The sequence below is a fragment of the Variovorax sp. GW822-FHT04E09 genome (assembly GCF_058800845.1).
This window is the reverse complement of the sequence record NZ_JBXAMR010000001.1, coordinates 894,809-909,893: the sequence shown is the minus strand read 5'-3', so window position 1 is coordinate 909,893 and position 15,085 is coordinate 894,809. Positions and strand designations below refer to the sequence as shown.

Genomic DNA, 15,085 nt, shown 5'->3' with positions numbered 1-15,085 from the left:
AACGGCTCAGGCGCCGCTGAGTTCCACGCGCCAGTTGCCGGTCTTTTGCCAGGCCAGCACTTCCTCGCGCAGGAGGTGCGCCGACTGCGGGTACATCTCGGCCCAGTCGGGCGCGCAGGCGATCGTGAAGGCCCTGGCACCGAGTGCCGCGAGGTTCAGCGCCTGCGGCTCGGGGTCGCGGCGCGCGTGGCACAGGATCACGGCCAGGCGCAGCGCCAGCAGCTGCATCACGAAGGTCTCGTCGTCCAGCGAGGCTTCGAGCTTGCGCAGCTTGCCGCGCTGGCCCAGCACCAACTGGCCGAGGGCGTGCAGTTCGTTCACTGCAAAGCCGGGCGCGTCGGTGTTGTCGAGGATGTAGGCGCCGTGCTTGTGATAGTCGCTGTGCGACACCAGCGCGCCGATCTCGTGCAACTGCGCGGCCCAGCCGAGCTTGCGCAGTGCGCGCCCGGCGCGGCTCGAGGTGCTGCCGCCGCGCGCGGCGGGGGCGAGCTGCACGAACAGTGCGGCGGCGGTGTCGCTCACGCGCTTGGCCTGCGCCGGGTCGACCGCGAAGCGGGTGGCGAGCCGCGCCACGGTGGCGCTGCGCATGTCGGCCACGCTCTCGTCGCGTTCGAGCAACTCGTAGAGCACGCCGTGGCGCAGGGCGCCCTGGGCGACCTTCATTTCCTGGATGTCGAGCAGGTCGAACACCGCGCGCAGCACGCTCAGGCCGCCGCCGATCACGGCCTTGCGGTCTTCGCGCATGCCGTCGATGCGCAGCTTGTCGATGCTGCCGGCCTTGAGCAGGCGGTCGAGCAGCCAGTCGAGGCCCTCGCGCGTGACCAGGCCGGCCTCGCCGCCGGCTGCGGCGAGCACGTCGCCCACCGCGCCGATGGTGCCGGAGGCGCCGTAGGCCACGTCCCACTGGTCGCGGGTGTAGCTGGAGAGCGCGTCGTCCAGCACAGCCTTGGCCGCGACTTCGGCGGCGCGGAAGGCGGGGGCGGTGAACTGGCCTTCGCCGAAATGCTTCATCGACCAGGCGACGCTGCCCACGCGGTACGACTCCATGCGCTCGGCCTCGAGCGCGTGGCCGATGATCATTTCGGTGGAGCGCCCGCCGATGTCGATGACGAGCCGGCGTTCCTGGTCGGAGGCGTCGGTGTGCGGCAGGTGGTGCGCCACGCCCTGGTAGATCAGTCGGGCTTCTTCCCGGCCCGGGATCACGTCGATGCCGAAGCCCAGGATGGTGCGCGCGCGCAACAGGAACTCTTCGCGGTTGCGCGCTTCGCGCAGGGTCTGGGTGGCCACGGCGCGCACCTGCGAGCGCTTGAAGCCGGCCAGCCGCTCGCCGAAGCGGGCGAGGGCGTCCCAGCCGCGCTGCATGGCTTCGGTCGTGAGGTTGCGGGCGCTGTCCAGGCCGTTGCCCTGGCGCACGGTTTCCTTGAGGTACTCGGTGCGGTGGATCTGTCCGTGGTCGACCTGGCCGATTTCCAGCCTGAAGCTGTTCGAGCCGAGATCGACCGCTGCGAGGCGGGTGCCGTTTTGCATGTTGTAGTGAAGAGGGCGGTTCTCTGATCGTAGCGCCGTGACAGCAGGCGCCGCCTCCCTGGATCGCGTCACGGCGAGGGCTGGAGGTTAGGTGGGGTGAATGACGGTTGTGTGACAGCGTCACACACAGCAGGGGTGGCGCAGCGGCATTTTCCCTCGACAGAAGGGGTGTCACATCGATGTCACAAAAGCTTTTTAGAGTCCGTTCGAGCCCCCAAAGGGACTACTTCTTACTTCTCAAGGAAGCTTTATGAAAACGACGTTCAAATTTGCAACCGCCGGCCTCGTGACCGCGCTGTTCTCCATTTCCGCCTTCGCACAAGACGTGACCGGCGCCGGCGCCAGCTTCCCCGCACCGCTGTACGCCAAGTGGGCTTCCGACTTCAACAAGGCCACCGGCGTCAAGATCAACTACCAGTCGGTCGGCTCGGGTGCCGGCCTCAAGCAGATCGAAGCCAAGACCGTCGACTTCGGCGCTTCGGACGCTCCCCTGAAGGACGACGAGCTGCAAGCCAAGGGCCTGATGCAGTTCCCCACCGTCATCGGCGGCGTGATCCCCGTGGTCAACATCCCCGGCATCAAGCCGGGCGAGCTGAAGCTCAACGGCCAGGTGCTGGGCGACATCTACCTGGGCAAGATCACCAAATGGAACGACCCCGCCATCAAGGCACTGAACGCGTCGCTGGCCCTGCCTGACGCCGCCATCGCCCCGGTTCGCCGCGCCGACGGTTCGGGCACCAGCTTCCTGTTCACCAACTACCTGAGCAAGGTCAACGCCGAATGGAAGAGCAAGGTCGGCGAAGGCACGGCCGTGAACTGGCCCACCGGCGCGGGTGGCAAGGGCAATGAAGGCGTCGCTGCTTTCGTGAACCGCCTGCCCAACTCGATCGGCTACGTCGAGTACGCCTACGTCAAGCAGAACAAGATGACCTACGCCCAGCTGCAGAACGCCGCCGGCACGTTCGTCTCGCCCGACGACAGCGCCTTCAAGGCCGCCGCCGCCGGTGCCGACTGGAACAAGAGCTTCTACCAGGTGCTGACCAACCAGGCCGGCAAGGATTCGTGGCCCATCACCGGCGCCACCTTCATCCTGATGCACAAGGTGCAGGACAAGCCCGCCAGCGCCACCACCGTGCTGAAGTTCTTCGACTGGGCCTACAAGGGCGGCGACAAGACGGCCGACGAGCTGGACTACGTGCCGATGCCCGACGCCGTGAAGGCCACCATTGCCAAGGCATGGGGTGAAGTGAAGGACGCATCGGGCAAGCCGGTCGCGTTCAAGTAAGAAGCAACCCTTCATCCACCCTCCAGGACGGCGCGCCCATGAGCAACTCTTCGCTCCAGGACGCGCCGCTTTCGTCTTTGCCGGAGCGACCCGTGTCATCCACCCTCCCTGCTGCCGCCTCCCTCGACCTCGCGGCCGAGCGCGCGCGCACCTCCGCCGCTCCTCCGCCGCCCGTCAAGGCGGCCCGTTCCGGCCCCATGGCCGACCGCCTCTTCGGCTGGGCCGCCAAGGGCGCCGCGCTGCTGACGCTCGCGATGCTGATCGGCATCCTGTTGTCGCTCGTTGCCGGCGCCTGGCCCGCCATTTCGAAGTACGGCCTCGGCTTCCTCACGAGCAGCGTGTGGGACCCGGTGAAGGACGAGTACGGCGGCCTCGTGATGATCTACGGCACGCTGGCCACCTCGTTCATCGCGCTGGTGATCGCCGTGCCGGTGAGCTTCGGCATCGCGCTGTTCCTGACCGAACTCTCGCCCAACTGGCTCAAGCGCCCGCTGGGCACCGCCATCGAACTGCTGGCTGCCGTGCCGTCCATCGTGTACGGCATGTGGGGCCTGCTGGTCTTCGGCCCCATTCTTTCCACCTGGGTGCAGCAGCCGCTACAGAAGCTGCTGGCCGGCGTGCCGTACCTCGGTGCCCTGGTGTCCGGCCCGCCCGTGGGCATCGGCATTCTGTCGGCCGGCATCATCCTGGCCATCATGATCATTCCGTTCATCGCCTCGGTGATGCGCGACGTGTTCGAAGTGACGCCCGCGCTGCTCAAGGAGTCGGCCTACGGGCTGGGCTCCACCACCTGGGAAGTCGTCTCCAAGGTCGTGCTGCCCTACACCAAGGCCGGCGTGATCGGCGGCATCATGCTCGGCCTGGGCCGCGCACTGGGCGAGACCATGGCCGTCACGTTCGTGATCGGCAACATGAACCAGCTCAACTCCCTGTCGGTGTTCGAGGCGGCCAACAGCATCACCTCGGCCCTCGCCAATGAATTCGCCGAAGCCGGCGCGGGCCTGCACCAGGCCGCGCTGATGTACCTCGGCCTCGTGCTGTTCTTCATCACCTTCGTCGTGCTGTCGCTCTCGAAGATGCTGCTGGCCCAGATGAAGAAGAGCGAAGGAACCAAGTCGTGAGCACCGCGCAAAACCTGATCAACGCCAAGACACTGGCAGAGACGCGCCAGGCGAAGTTCGCCGCGCGCAACCGCGTCAACAAGATCGCCCTCACGCTGTCGCTCGCCGCGATGGCGTTCGGCGTGTTCTGGCTCGTGTGGATCCTCTGGGAAACGCTGCGCCAGGGCGTGGGCGGCCTGGCGCTCGCCACCTTCACCGAGATGACGCCGCCGCCGAACGAGGCGGGCGGCATCGCCAACGCCATCTTCGGTTCGTTCGTGATGGTGATGCTGGCGACCTTCGTGGGCACGCCCATCGGCATCATGGCCGGCATCTACCTGGCCGAGTACAACCCCAAGGGCCTGCTGGCCTCGATCACGCGCTTCGTCAACGACATCCTGCTGTCGGCGCCCTCGATCGTGATCGGCCTGTTCGTCTACGCCGTGGTGGTGGCCTACTTCAAGACCTTCTCGGGCCTGGCCGGCGCACTGTCGCTGGCGCTCATCGTGATTCCGGTGGTGATCCGCACCACCGAGAACATGCTGCAGCTGGTGCCGCCGGGCCTGCGCGAAGCGGCCTACGCACTGGGCACGCCGAAGTGGAAGGTCATTCTCAGCATCACGCTGCGCGCCGCGCGCGCCGGTGTGGTCACGGGCGTGCTGCTGGCCGTGGCTCGCATCGCCGGCGAAACCGCGCCGCTGCTCTTCACCGCGCTGAACAACCAGTTCTGGACCGCCGACGTGAGCCAGCCGATGGCCAGCCTGCCGGTCACGATCTTCAAGTTCGCCATGAGCCCGTACGAGAACTGGCAACAACTGGCCTGGGCCGGTGTGTTCCTGATCACCGTCGCCGTGCTTGCCCTCAACATCCTGGCGCGCGTGCTGACGCGCAACAAACACTAAATCAAGAAGGCGCCAACATGCCAAACACCGTCGCACAACAACAACCGTCGCGCTCGAAGATCTCGGTCAAGGACCTGAACTTCTACTACGGCAAGTTCCACGCGCTCAAGGGCATCAACCTCGAGATCCCCGAGAACAAGGTCACGGCCTTCATCGGCCCGTCGGGCTGCGGCAAGTCGACCCTGCTGCGGACCTTCAACCGCATGTTCGAGCTGTACCCCGAGCAGCGCGCCGAAGGCACCATTGCGCTGGACGGCGAGAACCTGCTCACGTCCAAGCAGGACGTGGCGCTGATCCGCGCCAAGGTCGGCATGGTGTTCCAGAAGCCCACGCCGTTCCCGATGTCGATCTACGACAACATCGCCTTCGGCGTGAAGCTGTTCGAAAATCTGTCGGCCAGCGAGATGGACGACCGCGTCGAGTGGGCCCTGAAGAAGGCCGCCCTGTGGACCGAAGTGCGCGACAAGCTGCAGCAAAGCGGCTCGGGCCTCTCCGGCGGCCAGCAGCAGCGCCTGTGCATCGCACGCGGCATCGCGATCAAGCCCGAAGTGCTGCTGCTCGACGAACCCTGCTCCGCACTCGACCCGATCTCGACCGCCAAGATCGAAGAGTTGATCGCCGAGCTGAAAAACGAGTACACCGTGGTCATCGTGACCCACAACATGCAGCAGGCCGCCCGCTGCAGCGACTACACCGCCTACATGTACCTCGGCGACCTGATCGAGTTCGGTGCCACCGAACAGATGTTCTTCAAGCCGCAGCGCAAGGAGACCGAGGACTACATCACCGGCCGCTTCGGTTGAAGTCAAAGGAAACACCATGACCGAGAAACACCTTTCCAGCCAGTTCGACAGCGAACTCAACGGCGTCTCGTCGCGCGTGATGGAGCTCGGCGGCATGGTCGAGTCGCAGATCCACCAGGCCGTGTACGCCCTGCTGCAGTTCGACGCCGAAGCCGCCGACCGCGTGATGGAGACCGAGCACCGCGTCAACGCGATGGAGATCGAGATCGACCGCGAGCTGTCGTCGATCATCGCCCGTCGCCAGCCCACGGCACGCGACCTGCGCCTCTTGATCGCTATCAGCAAGACCACCGCCAACCTGGAGCGCGTGGGCGACGAGGCCAACAAGATCGCGCGCATGGTCAAGTCGATCATCGAGAGCGGATCGGCCCGCCAGCTGCCCACCACCGAGCTGCGCATTGCCGCCGACCTGGCCTCGAACCTGCTGCGCACCGCGCTGGACGCCTTCGCGCGCCTGGACACGGCCGCCGCGCTGTCGATCCTCAAGGACGACGACCTCATCGACAAGGAGTTCGACGGCTTCGTGCGCAAGCTGGTCACCTACATGATGGAAGACCCGCGCACCATCTCCGCCAGCCTGGACCTGCTGTTCCTGGCCAAGGCCATCGAACGCATCGGCGACCACGCCAAGAACATCGCCGAGTTCATCATCTACATCGTCAAGGGCGCCGATGTGCGGCACACTTCGATGGAGGAAATCGAGTCGGCATTGCAGTGACGACCGTCGCCGCAAAGACTCCCCATAACGCATGAAGAAACCAAGAGTCCTGATCGTCGAAGACGAATCCTCGATCGCCGAGCTGATCGCCGTCAACCTGCGCCACAACGGCTTCGAGCCGATCTGGTCCGAAGACGGCGCCGCCGCCCAGCGCGAAATCGACGCCTTCCTGCCGGACCTGATCCTGCTCGACTGGATGCTGCCGGGCCAGAGCGGCCTGCAGCTCGCGCGCCAGTGGCGCAAAGACCCGCGCACCAAGGCCATCCCGATCCTGATGCTCACGGCGCGCGGCGACGAGCCTGACAAGGTCGCCGGCCTCGACGCCGGGGCCGACGACTACATCACCAAGCCGTTCTCCACCCAGGAAATGCTGGCGCGCATCCGTGCCGTGCTGCGCCGCCGCGCCCCCGAGGTGGTGACCGAGCGCGTCGAGATCGGCGAACTGGCCCTCGACACCTCCACCCACCGCGTGACGTGGCAGGGCGGGGCGCTGAAGGTCGGCCCGACCGAGTTCAAGCTGCTGGCCTACCTGATGCAGCATGCCGAGCGCGTGCACAGCCGTGCGCAGCTGCTGGACAAGGTGTGGGGCGACCACGTCTACATCGAGGAACGCACGGTCGACGTGCACGTCAAGCGCTTGCGTGAGTCGCTGGGCGTGGCCGCGCCGATGGTGGAAACCGTTCGCGGAGCGGGTTACCGGCTGACGGCCCAAGTCACGGTGTGAGCAGCGCCGTGAGCCTCGGCGGCGGGCGCGGATAATCGCCCGCCATGCCTTTTCGTATTGCTACTTTTTTAATAGCGTCCCTTGTAATTGCGGCGGGCGCTGTCGGCCTTTTTGGCTGGAAGTACGGTTGGCTGGGTGCCTGGCTGGGCGCGGTGCTCTGGCTGGGCTTCGATGCCTGGCGCGCCGAACGCCTGCTGCGCGTGCTGCGCAACGACGCGGCCGGTCTGCCGTCGCGCGGGCCGGGCGTGTGGGGCGAGCTTTCGGAGCGCATCCGCAAGCTGCTGCGCGACCGCGAACAACAGACCCGGCAGGCCGAAGACCGGCTGCAAGAGTTCCTGGCCGCGATCCAGGCCTCGCCCAACGGCGTGGTGCTGCTCGACGAGCAGGGCCGAATCGAGTGGTGCAACCAGACGGCGGCGGGGCAGTTCGGCATCGATGCCGAGCGCGACCTGCTGCAGCACCTGGCGAACCTCGTGCGCGACCCGGCGTTCGTGGCCTACCTGGCCTCGTGGAACTACAGCCGCGACGTCGTCATCGACGCGCCCGGCCTCGTGCATGCACAGCATCGCGGCCATCCGGTGCGGCTGTCGGTGCAGGTGCATCCCTACGCCGGCAACCGGCGCATGCTGCTCACGCGCGACATCACGGCACTGGAGCAGGCCGAGGCGATGCGGCGCGACTTCGTGGCCAACGTGTCGCACGAGATCCGCACGCCGCTCACGGTGCTGGCCGGCTTTGTCGAGACGCTGCAGAACTTGCCGCTGGATGCCGACGAACGCACGCGCTACCTGTCGCTGATGGGGCAGCAGTCGCACCGCATGGAAACGCTGGTGAACGACCTGCTGACGCTGTCGCGGCTGGAGGGCAGTGCGGCGCCGTCGGGCAACCAATGGGTGCGCATGCGCGCGCTGCTGGCGCAGTGCGAGGACGAAGGGCGCGGCCTGTCGGGCCGGCTCACGCCGCAGGGACACCGGCTCACGTTCACGTCCGAGGCCGAGTCCGAGCTGTCGGGCGCGCCGACCGAGCTGCAGAGCGCGATGTCGAACCTCGTGAGCAACGCCATCCGCTACACGCCGGGCGGCGGCGAGGTGGTCGTGACCTGGCGGGTGCTGCCCGACGGGCGCGGCGAGTACGCCGTGCGGGACACCGGCCCGGGCATTGCCGCCGAACACATTCCGCGGCTCACCGAGCGCTTCTATCGCATCGACCGCAGCCGCTCGCGCGAGACCGGCGGCACGGGACTGGGGCTGGCGATCGTGAAGCACATCGCGCAGCGCCACGGCACCGAGCTGCGCATCGAAAGCACGGTGGGCAAGGGCAGCCGCTTCGCGCTGCTGTTCCCGGCGACGCGCGTGCGCGAAGCGCGCGTGATGAGCAAGTAAGCGAGCCGCGTGGCCCTCAGCGGGCGCGCGCCTTCATCGTCCAGCGCAGCAGCGCGACGAACAACAGCGCGGTGAGCGCCAGCGCCGCGGCGCTCATGAGCCAGAAAGCCAGCGGCGACTGCATGGCCGGCCATGGCCCCAGGCCGCGGTAGGCCAGCAGGTAGCTGCCGCCCAGGCCCATGCCCCAGAGCATCGCGCAGTAGATGACCAGCGGCGCCAGCGTCACGCGGTAGCAGCGCAGCACGAAGACGCACAGCGTCTGGAACGCATCGGCGATGTGATACAGCGCCACCGTGGTCAGCAGCGCCGCTGCCATCGCGATCACGGCCGGGTTGTCGGAGTACACGTTGGCGAGCTGCGTGCGGAACACGGCCATCGCGCCGGCATAGAGCAGGGCGAACAGCGCGGTGAGCTCGAAGCCCAGCCGGCAGGCATGGCGTGCCCGGGCGGTGTCGCCGGCGCCAAGCCAGAAGCTCACGCGTGCGCTCGTCGCGATGGCGAGCGACAGCGGCGTCATGTAGGCCACGGCCAGCAGGTTCGAGGCGATCTGGTGCGCGGCCGCTGCCGCGGTGCCCAGGCGCGCGATGAAGAGTGCCATCAGCGTGAACGACGTCACTTCCACCAGCACCGCGAGGCCGCCGGGCACGCCCAGCCGCGCGAACAGGCGGATCTGGCGCCAGTCGGGCGCCTCGATGCGTTCCCACAGCTGGTAGCCGCGGTAGAACGCGCCGTGGCGCAGCAGCCAGACCGCGCAGCCGAGCATGGCCCAGTTCACGCACAGCGTGGCCCAGGCGCAGCCCACCAGTCCCATCGCCGGCAGGCCGGCGCCGCCGAAGGTGAGCCAGACCGACAGCGGCAGCTTCACGAGCAGCGAGGCCAGCTGCAGCCAGGTCACGAGCTTGGGCTTGCCCAGGCTCTGGTTCAGCGTGCTGAAGAGGCGAAAGAGCAGGGCGGGCGCCAGCGCGAAGGCCAGCACCGCGAGATAGGCCTCGACCTCGCCACGCATGTCGGCGGGCACCTGCGTCCAGCGCAGCGCGGCGCCGGGCAGCAGCAGCACGGTCATGCCGACCACGACGGCGATGGCTGCGAGGTAGAGCGACTGGCGCACCGAGCGGCCGATCTCGCTGCCCCGGTTGGCGCCGTGCAGTTCGGCCCACACCGGCAGCAGCGCCTGCAGCACGCCCATCAGCGAGACATACACGCTGACGAAGATGGCGGCGCCCACCGACAGCGCGGCCAGCGCGCCTTCGGAGTAACGGCCCGCGATGATGGTGTCGGCCACGCCGAAGGCCATCACGGCCAGCTGGCCGATCAGCACCGTGCCGGCGTGCCGTGCGATGAGTCCCCGTTCGTTCCCGTGCGTGCTGCTGCTCACGGGTCAGCGCACGATCTTTTCGTAGAGCAGCAGGTCGTCCGCGGGGCTGCTGGGACGGCGCAGGGTGCCGCTGAAGCGCCACTGTTCCAGCGGGATGATGGTGTGCAGCCGCTCGATGGTGTCGGGGCTCACGAGCAGCCACGGGCAGTCGTTGCCCAGCAGCAGCGGCTGCAGGTTGAGGTTGCCGTGGTGGCGCAGCGCCGCGACGTGCGGCCGGCTCAGCGCCAGCTCGGCAACGCAGCGCGGGTGGCCGATGCGCTCGGTCACGGCGCGCACCTGCGGGACGTAGCTGCGTGCGTAGTCGATGGACGGCAGCCACAGCGTCATCAGCAGCATCCAGCACAGCGCGGTGCCGCCGGCCGGCAGCACCAGCGTCTTCCAGAGCGCGGCGCGATGGCGCCCGGTGCGCCAGCGCACCAGCCAGCACCAGGCCAGCGTGGCGGCCAGGGCGAGCACGAAGGCGACCGGCGAGAACTCGGCCACGAAGCCCGGCACCAGCCGCGCCACGCTGGCGGCCGGCTTGCGCGGCGCGCCGGTCAGCATGGCAATCCAGTACATCCAGCCGAGCACGGCCAGGCCGCTGAAGAACAGCACGTTGAACCAGTCGATCAGCGCGGCCGCGCTGCGCCGGAAGGTCGGCAGCGCGAAGGCCGCTAGCGTGGCGAAGGCGGGCAGGGCCAGCAACAGGGAGCGGTCGGAGAAGTCGGTGGTCCAGGTGGCGGCGAGCGGCACCAGCGCGAACCACAGCGGCAGCGCGACGTGGCGCTCGAGCCACTGGCGGCGCCAGCGCCAGAGCGTCCAGATGGCGAGCGGCCAGACCGGCCAGGTGAACCACAGCAGCAGCTTGGCCTGGCTGCGCACGTCGGACAGCAGCGAGTGGCCCAGCGTGATCTTCCATTGCGCCAGGCCCAGGCCGAAGACCAGCGCAGCGGCCAGCACGGTGATGCCGACCATGGTCAGCAGGGCGGGCAGGGTGAAGCCGGGGCTCTCGTCGTCGCTGCGGCCTTCCGCTTCGCGGGCGGCGCGTTGGCGGCGTTCGTAGACCATGTACACGGCGCTGCCGATCGCCAGTGCGAGGCCGACCGTCGGACCGCCGCTCAGCGTCATGCCGAGGGTGCCGACCACGAGCGCGATCACCGGGCCGACGCGGCGGTAGGGCAGCGCGGCGACGCCGTAGAACAGGTGCGAGGCGAAGTACAGCTGCGCCAGCGCGGGCGTGGTTTCATGCCCCAGCTGGGCCAGGCCCAGCGAGGCGATCAGCGCCAGCAGGCCGCCATCGGCGATGGCGCGGGCGTAGTCGGTGGGGCGCGCCTCGCCGCCGAAGGCAAAGGCCACGGGCTGGGCGCGCGGGGTGCGGGCCAGGTAGTAGACGGCGTACCAGGTCGCGGTGAAGGTGCCCCACAGCATCAGCGCGAACACGAAGCGCACGGCCAGGTCGGGGTTGACCCACGAGGGGGCAAGCTGGATCGCCCAGGCGCCGATCCAGTAGGGGATCAGCGCGGGGGTCTCGGGGCGCATGCCCAGCAGCAGCGGATCGAACCAGCGGGCGATCCCCTCGGTGCTGCGGGCCAGTTCGGCCATGTAGCCGAAGGCCGTGATGTCGGCGCTCTTCCAGGGGCCCCGGCCGAGCAGGCCCGGCAGCAGGTAGGCCGCGCACAGCAGCAGCAACGCGACGCGCGGCAGCCGGCGTACGGCATTCTGGGCAACGATCGCGGGGGTCGGCTGGTTCAAGGGCGAGGCGGAAGAGGCGAAGGGGTGATTGGAAAGAAAAAGGGCAGCGCGGTAAACCGGGCTGCCCTCGACGCCAGAGCGCGTGCCTGATTACTTGGCAGCGGTCTTGCCGAAGCGGTTGCGGAACTTCTCGACGCGACCACCCATGTTGTCCACCGACTTTTGCGTGCCGGTGTAGAAGGGGTGCGATTCGCTCGTGGTGTCGAGCTTGAACAGGGGCAGCTCGCGGCCGTCGTCGGTCTTACCCATTTCCTTGGTGTTCGCGCACGAACGGGTCACGAACTTGAAGCCGTTCGACATGTCGACGAACAGAACTTCGCGGTAATTCGGGTGGATGCCTTCTTTTGCCATGGTGTTTCCTTTTGCGCTGTTGGAATCAATGCGCGGTCGATGCGAGAGCCACCAGCGTGCCAGCAATCTGGCGCGCCGCCCTGAGGTCTTGACGTGAAGTGAAGGCCAAGGAAGCCGGGCGACGTGCCCAGCCGCACTTTTCGCGGAGCCCATGATTATCGCATACTGCCCCAATTGCGAGCAAACCGGGCCCTCCCATGACTTCTACACCCCTTCGCGCCGGCCTTGTCGGCTATGGTTTCGCCGGCCAGACCTTCCACGCGCCGGTGCTCTCGGCCGTTCCGGGACTCGAACTGGCGGCCGTGGCGAGCTCGCAGCCGCACAAGGTGCATGCCGACTGGCCCAGCGTGGCCGTGGTGCCCGACGTGGCGGCGCTGGTGGCCCGGGCGGACATCGACCTCGTGGTGGTGGCGACGCCCAATGCCCAGCATCATCCCGTGGCCAAAGCGGCGCTGGAGGCGGGCAAGCACGTGGTGGTCGACAAGCCCTTCACGCTCGACGTGGCCGAGGCGCGGGAGCTCGAGTTGTTGTCAAATCGCAACAATCGCGTGCTCTCGGTCTACCAGAACCGGCGCTTCGACGCCGATTTCCTGACGCTCCAGCAGGTCCTGGCGTCTGGCGATCTGGGGCGCCCGGTGTATCTGGAGTCGCATTTCGACCGCTTCCGTCCCGAGGTTCGCGAGCGCTGGCGGGAGCAACCTGTGCCGGGCGCGGGCCTGTGGGTGGACCTGGGTTCGCACCTGCTCGACCAGGCCGTGCAGCTTTTCGGCCGGCCTGACACGCTGCAGCTCGACACGGCCGCCTTGCGCGATGGCGCACGGGTCGAGGACTATTTCCACGCCGTGCTGCGCTACGAAAGCGGTCCCCATGCACCGCTGCGCGTGGTGCTGCACGCCACCACGCTCGCGGCCCATGCCGCGCCGCGCTACATCGTGCACGGCACGCGCGGCAGCTACGTCAAGCATGGCGTCGATCCGCAGGAAGACGCGCTGCGCGCCGGCCAGCGACCGCCAGCCGAAGGGTGGGGCGCCGATCCGCTCGATGGCGAACTCACGCTGGTCGGCAGCGACGGCGCGCCGCACTTTCGCGCGGTGCCGACGCAGGCCGGCAACTACGTCGCCTACTACGCGGCGGTCCGCGATGCGATCCTCGGCAAGGGGCCCAATCCCGTGCCACCCGCGCAGGCCGTCGCGCTGATGGAGCTGCTCGACATCGGCCGCCAGAGCGCAGCCGAAGGCCGCGCCATCCACATCGAGCGCCCATGAAAAAAGCGCGTTGACCCGTGAGGGCCAACGCGCTTTTGCGGAAGAGCCTGAAGCTCAGCCGCCGCGACGCATCATGTCGAAGAACTCGACATTGGTCTTGGTCGCCTTCATGTTCTTGAGCATCAGCTCCATCGACTCGATCTCGTCCATGTTGTACATGAGCTGGCGCAGGATGCGGGTCTTCTGCAGGATCTCGGGGGCCAGCAGCAGTTCTTCGCGGCGCGTGCCGCTGCGGTTGAGCTGGATCGAGGGGAACACGCGCTTTTCGTACAGGCGGCGGTCCAGGTGGATTTCGGAGTTGCCGGTGCCCTTGAACTCTTCGAAGATCACTTCGTCCATGCGGCTGCCGGTGTCGATCAGCGCGGTGCCGATGATGGTCAGCGAGCCGCCTTCTTCCACGTTGCGCGCGGCGCCCAGGAAGCGCTTGGGACGCTGCAGCGCGTTGGAGTCGACACCACCGGTCAGCACCTTGCCCGACGAGGGCACGACGTTGTTGTAGGCGCGGGCCAGACGCGTGATCGAGTCCAGCAGGATCACCACGTCCTTCTTGAGTTCGACCAGGCGCTTGGCGCGCTCGATCACCATTTCGGCGACGTGCACGTGGCGCGCTGCGGGCTCGTCGAAGGTCGAAGCGATGACTTCGCCCTTCACCGTGCGCTGCATTTCGGTCACTTCTTCAGGGCGCTCGTCCACGAGCAGCACCATCATGTGGACGTCGGGGTAGTTGGCGCTGATCGCGTGGGCGATGTGCTGCATCATCACGGTCTTGCCGCTCTTGGGCGGCGCCACGAGCAGGGCGCGCTGGCCTTTGCCGATGGGGGCGATGATGTCGATGATGCGGCCGGTGAGGTTCTCTTCGCCCTTGACGCCTTCGCGTTCCAGCTTCATCTGTTCCTTGGGGAACAGCGGCGTCAGGTTCTCGAACATCACCTTGTGCTTGTTGGCTTCGGGTGCGCCGTCGTTGACCTTGTCCAGCTTGGTCAGTGCGAAGTAGCGCTCGCCGTCCTTGGGCGTGCGCACTTCACCTTCGATCATGTCGCCGGTGTGCAGGTTGAAGCGCCGCACCTGGCTGGGTGAGATGTAGATGTCGTCGGTGCTGGCCGTGAAGCTGGTGTCCGGGCTGCGCAGGAAGCCGAAGCCGTCGGGCAGGATTTCGAGCACACCGTCGGCGAAGACCTGTTCGCCGGCCTTGGCGCGCTTCTTGATGATCGCGAACATCAGCTCTTGCTTGCGCATGCGGCCGATGTTTTCGATCTCAAGCGCCTCAGCCTGCTTGAAGACTTCAGACACGTGGAGTGCCTTGAGTTCGTTTAAGTGCATGGAACGACCCCTGGAGGGGTAATCGAATCGGGAACGGGGGGAGGTTTGATGTGGGGCAAGAACTGCCTCACGAACCGGGGAACTCGAACCGGTTGCCTGATGAAAGGCCCGGTGAACTGAGGGCGATTATGACAGGAAAATCGCCCCGGCCAACGCATTGCGCGCTGGCCGGAAGAAATGCATCAGGCGAGTTGCTGGTCGATGAAGGCCGTGAGTTGCGCCTTGCTCATGGCGCCGACCTTGGTGGCGGCCAGCTGGCCGTCCTTGAACAGCATCAGCGTGGGGATGCCGCGAATGCCGAACTTGGCGGGGATGTCGCGGTTCTCGTCGACGTTGAGCTTGGCGATCTGCAGCTTGCCTTCGTAGGTGGCCGAGACTTCGTCCAGGATCGGGGCGATCATCTTGCAGGGACCGCACCATTCGGCCCAGTAGTCGACCAGAACCGGCTGGCTGGACTTGAGCACGTCGGCCTCGAAGGAAGAATCGGAGATGTGTTTGATCAGTTCGCTGGCCATGTGATGTGTCCTTGTGCGCAGAGAGAGTTTCGGTGCAGCTAAAGTGCTGGTCATTGTGACAGAAACCAAGGGGTGACGTGCCATGCG

At 67.1% G+C, this 15,085-nt stretch carries 14 protein-coding genes; 8 read left to right on the top strand and 6 right to left on the bottom strand.

Annotation, left to right across the window (positions count from 1 at the left end; genetic code table 11):
- Positions 1-6 precede the first annotated feature (6 nt).
- Entirely contained in the window at positions 7-1,527 is a 1,521-nt protein-coding gene (locus AC1RL8_RS04330; RefSeq protein ID WP_095745557.1) for a Ppx/GppA phosphatase family protein, read from the bottom strand.
- Positions 1,528-1,777: 250 nt separating this feature from the next.
- On the opposite strand from AC1RL8_RS04330, the gene pstS reads away from it, so the two are divergent.
- From pstS to phoR, 7 genes are read left to right on the top strand one after another with little or no spacing between them, the layout of a single operon-like run.
- Entirely contained in the window at positions 1,778-2,812 is a 1,035-nt protein-coding gene (gene pstS, locus AC1RL8_RS04325) for a phosphate ABC transporter substrate-binding protein PstS (RefSeq protein ID WP_062473144.1), read from the top strand.
- Positions 2,813-2,850: 38 nt separating this feature from the next.
- On the top strand, positions 2,851-3,933 hold the full coding sequence (gene pstC, locus AC1RL8_RS04320) for a phosphate ABC transporter permease subunit PstC (RefSeq protein ID WP_307586803.1): 1,083 nt from the start codon (positions 2,851-2,853) through the stop codon (positions 3,931-3,933).
- On the top strand, positions 3,930-4,814 hold the full coding sequence (gene pstA, locus AC1RL8_RS04315; protein WP_095950235.1) for a phosphate ABC transporter permease PstA: 885 nt from the start codon (positions 3,930-3,932) through the stop codon (positions 4,812-4,814). The genes pstC and pstA overlap by 4 nt, the downstream gene beginning before the upstream one ends.
- 17 nt (positions 4,815-4,831) lie before the next feature.
- Complete coding sequence (gene pstB / locus AC1RL8_RS04310; protein ID WP_056580144.1) at positions 4,832-5,617, top strand: phosphate ABC transporter ATP-binding protein PstB; 786 nt, start codon at positions 4,832-4,834, stop codon at positions 5,615-5,617.
- Positions 5,618-5,633: 16 nt separating this feature from the next.
- Positions 5,634-6,335 carry a phosphate signaling complex protein PhoU gene (gene phoU, locus AC1RL8_RS04305; RefSeq protein WP_062473142.1) on the top strand — a complete coding sequence of 234 codons (702 nt, stop codon included), beginning with the start codon at positions 5,634-5,636 and terminating at the stop codon, positions 6,333-6,335.
- A gap of 31 nt (positions 6,336-6,366) precedes the next feature.
- The gene (gene phoB / locus AC1RL8_RS04300; protein WP_062473140.1) at positions 6,367-7,059 is read left to right on the top strand and encodes a phosphate regulon transcriptional regulator PhoB; all 693 of its coding nucleotides are present in this window, start codon (positions 6,367-6,369) and stop codon (positions 7,057-7,059) included.
- Positions 7,060-7,103: 44 nt separating this feature from the next.
- Positions 7,104-8,441, top strand: coding sequence for a phosphate regulon sensor histidine kinase PhoR (phoR, locus tag AC1RL8_RS04295; protein ID WP_487846756.1), 1,338 nt, complete (start codon positions 7,104-7,106; stop codon positions 8,439-8,441).
- 16 nt (positions 8,442-8,457) lie between these two features.
- Here phoR and AC1RL8_RS04290 read toward each other — a convergent pair whose 3' ends face one another.
- The 3 genes from AC1RL8_RS04290 to AC1RL8_RS04280 all read right to left on the bottom strand — a co-directional run bounded on the left by AC1RL8_RS04290 (position 8,458) and on the right by AC1RL8_RS04280 (position 11,898).
- Positions 8,458-9,816 carry an MATE family efflux transporter gene (locus AC1RL8_RS04290; protein ID WP_492683997.1) on the bottom strand — a complete coding sequence of 453 codons (1,359 nt, stop codon included), beginning with the start codon at positions 9,814-9,816 and terminating at the stop codon, positions 8,458-8,460.
- Between the two features lie 3 nt (positions 9,817-9,819).
- On the bottom strand, positions 9,820-11,547 hold the full coding sequence (locus AC1RL8_RS04285; protein WP_492683996.1) for a hypothetical protein: 1,728 nt from the start codon (positions 11,545-11,547) through the stop codon (positions 9,820-9,822).
- A gap of 90 nt (positions 11,548-11,637) precedes the next feature.
- On the bottom strand, positions 11,638-11,898 hold the full coding sequence (locus AC1RL8_RS04280) for a type B 50S ribosomal protein L31 (RefSeq protein WP_056580149.1): 261 nt from the start codon (positions 11,896-11,898) through the stop codon (positions 11,638-11,640).
- 197 nt (positions 11,899-12,095) lie between these two features.
- Here AC1RL8_RS04280 and AC1RL8_RS04275 point away from each other — a divergent pair, with 197 nt between their 5' ends.
- Positions 12,096-13,163 carry an oxidoreductase gene (locus AC1RL8_RS04275; RefSeq protein WP_492683995.1) on the top strand — a complete coding sequence of 356 codons (1,068 nt, stop codon included), beginning with the start codon at positions 12,096-12,098 and terminating at the stop codon, positions 13,161-13,163.
- A 54-nt stretch (positions 13,164-13,217) separates the two neighbouring features.
- Here the strand turns inward: AC1RL8_RS04275 and rho are convergent, their stop codons facing one another.
- Both rho and trxA read right to left on the bottom strand, forming a co-directional pair.
- On the bottom strand, positions 13,218-14,483 hold the full coding sequence (gene rho, locus AC1RL8_RS04270) for a transcription termination factor Rho (RefSeq protein ID WP_062473130.1): 1,266 nt from the start codon (positions 14,481-14,483) through the stop codon (positions 13,218-13,220).
- Between the two features lie 182 nt (positions 14,484-14,665).
- Positions 14,666-14,998 (bottom strand): thioredoxin TrxA, encoded by a 333-nt coding sequence (gene trxA / locus AC1RL8_RS04265; protein ID WP_042578306.1) that lies wholly within the window; start codon positions 14,996-14,998, stop codon positions 14,666-14,668.
- Positions 14,999-15,085 lie beyond the last annotated feature (87 nt).

Excerpts from the sequence above, each read along its gene's own strand:
- AC1RL8_RS04330 (WP_095745557.1), bottom strand. The coding sequence starts at position 1,527 with ATGCAAAACGGCACCCGCCTCGCAGCGGTCGATCTCGGCTCGAACAGC.
- pstS (WP_062473144.1), top strand. The coding sequence starts at position 1,778 with ATGAAAACGACGTTCAAATTTGCAACCGCCGGCCTCGTGACCGCGCTG.
- pstC (WP_307586803.1), top strand. The coding sequence starts at position 2,851 with ATGAGCAACTCTTCGCTCCAGGACGCGCCGCTTTCGTCTTTGCCGGAG.
- pstB (WP_056580144.1), top strand. The coding sequence starts at position 4,832 with ATGCCAAACACCGTCGCACAACAACAACCGTCGCGCTCGAAGATCTCG.
- phoU (WP_062473142.1), top strand. The coding sequence starts at position 5,634 with ATGACCGAGAAACACCTTTCCAGCCAGTTCGACAGCGAACTCAACGGC.
- phoB (WP_062473140.1), top strand. The coding sequence starts at position 6,367 with ATGAAGAAACCAAGAGTCCTGATCGTCGAAGACGAATCCTCGATCGCC.
- phoR (WP_487846756.1), top strand. The coding sequence starts at position 7,104 with ATGCCTTTTCGTATTGCTACTTTTTTAATAGCGTCCCTTGTAATTGCG.
- AC1RL8_RS04280 (WP_056580149.1), bottom strand. The coding sequence starts at position 11,898 with ATGGCAAAAGAAGGCATCCACCCGAATTACCGCGAAGTTCTGTTCGTC.
- AC1RL8_RS04275 (WP_492683995.1), top strand. The coding sequence starts at position 12,096 with ATGACTTCTACACCCCTTCGCGCCGGCCTTGTCGGCTATGGTTTCGCC.
- rho (WP_062473130.1), bottom strand. The coding sequence starts at position 14,483 with ATGCACTTAAACGAACTCAAGGCACTCCACGTGTCTGAAGTCTTCAAG.
- trxA (WP_042578306.1), bottom strand. The coding sequence starts at position 14,998 with ATGGCCAGCGAACTGATCAAACACATCTCCGATTCTTCCTTCGAGGCC.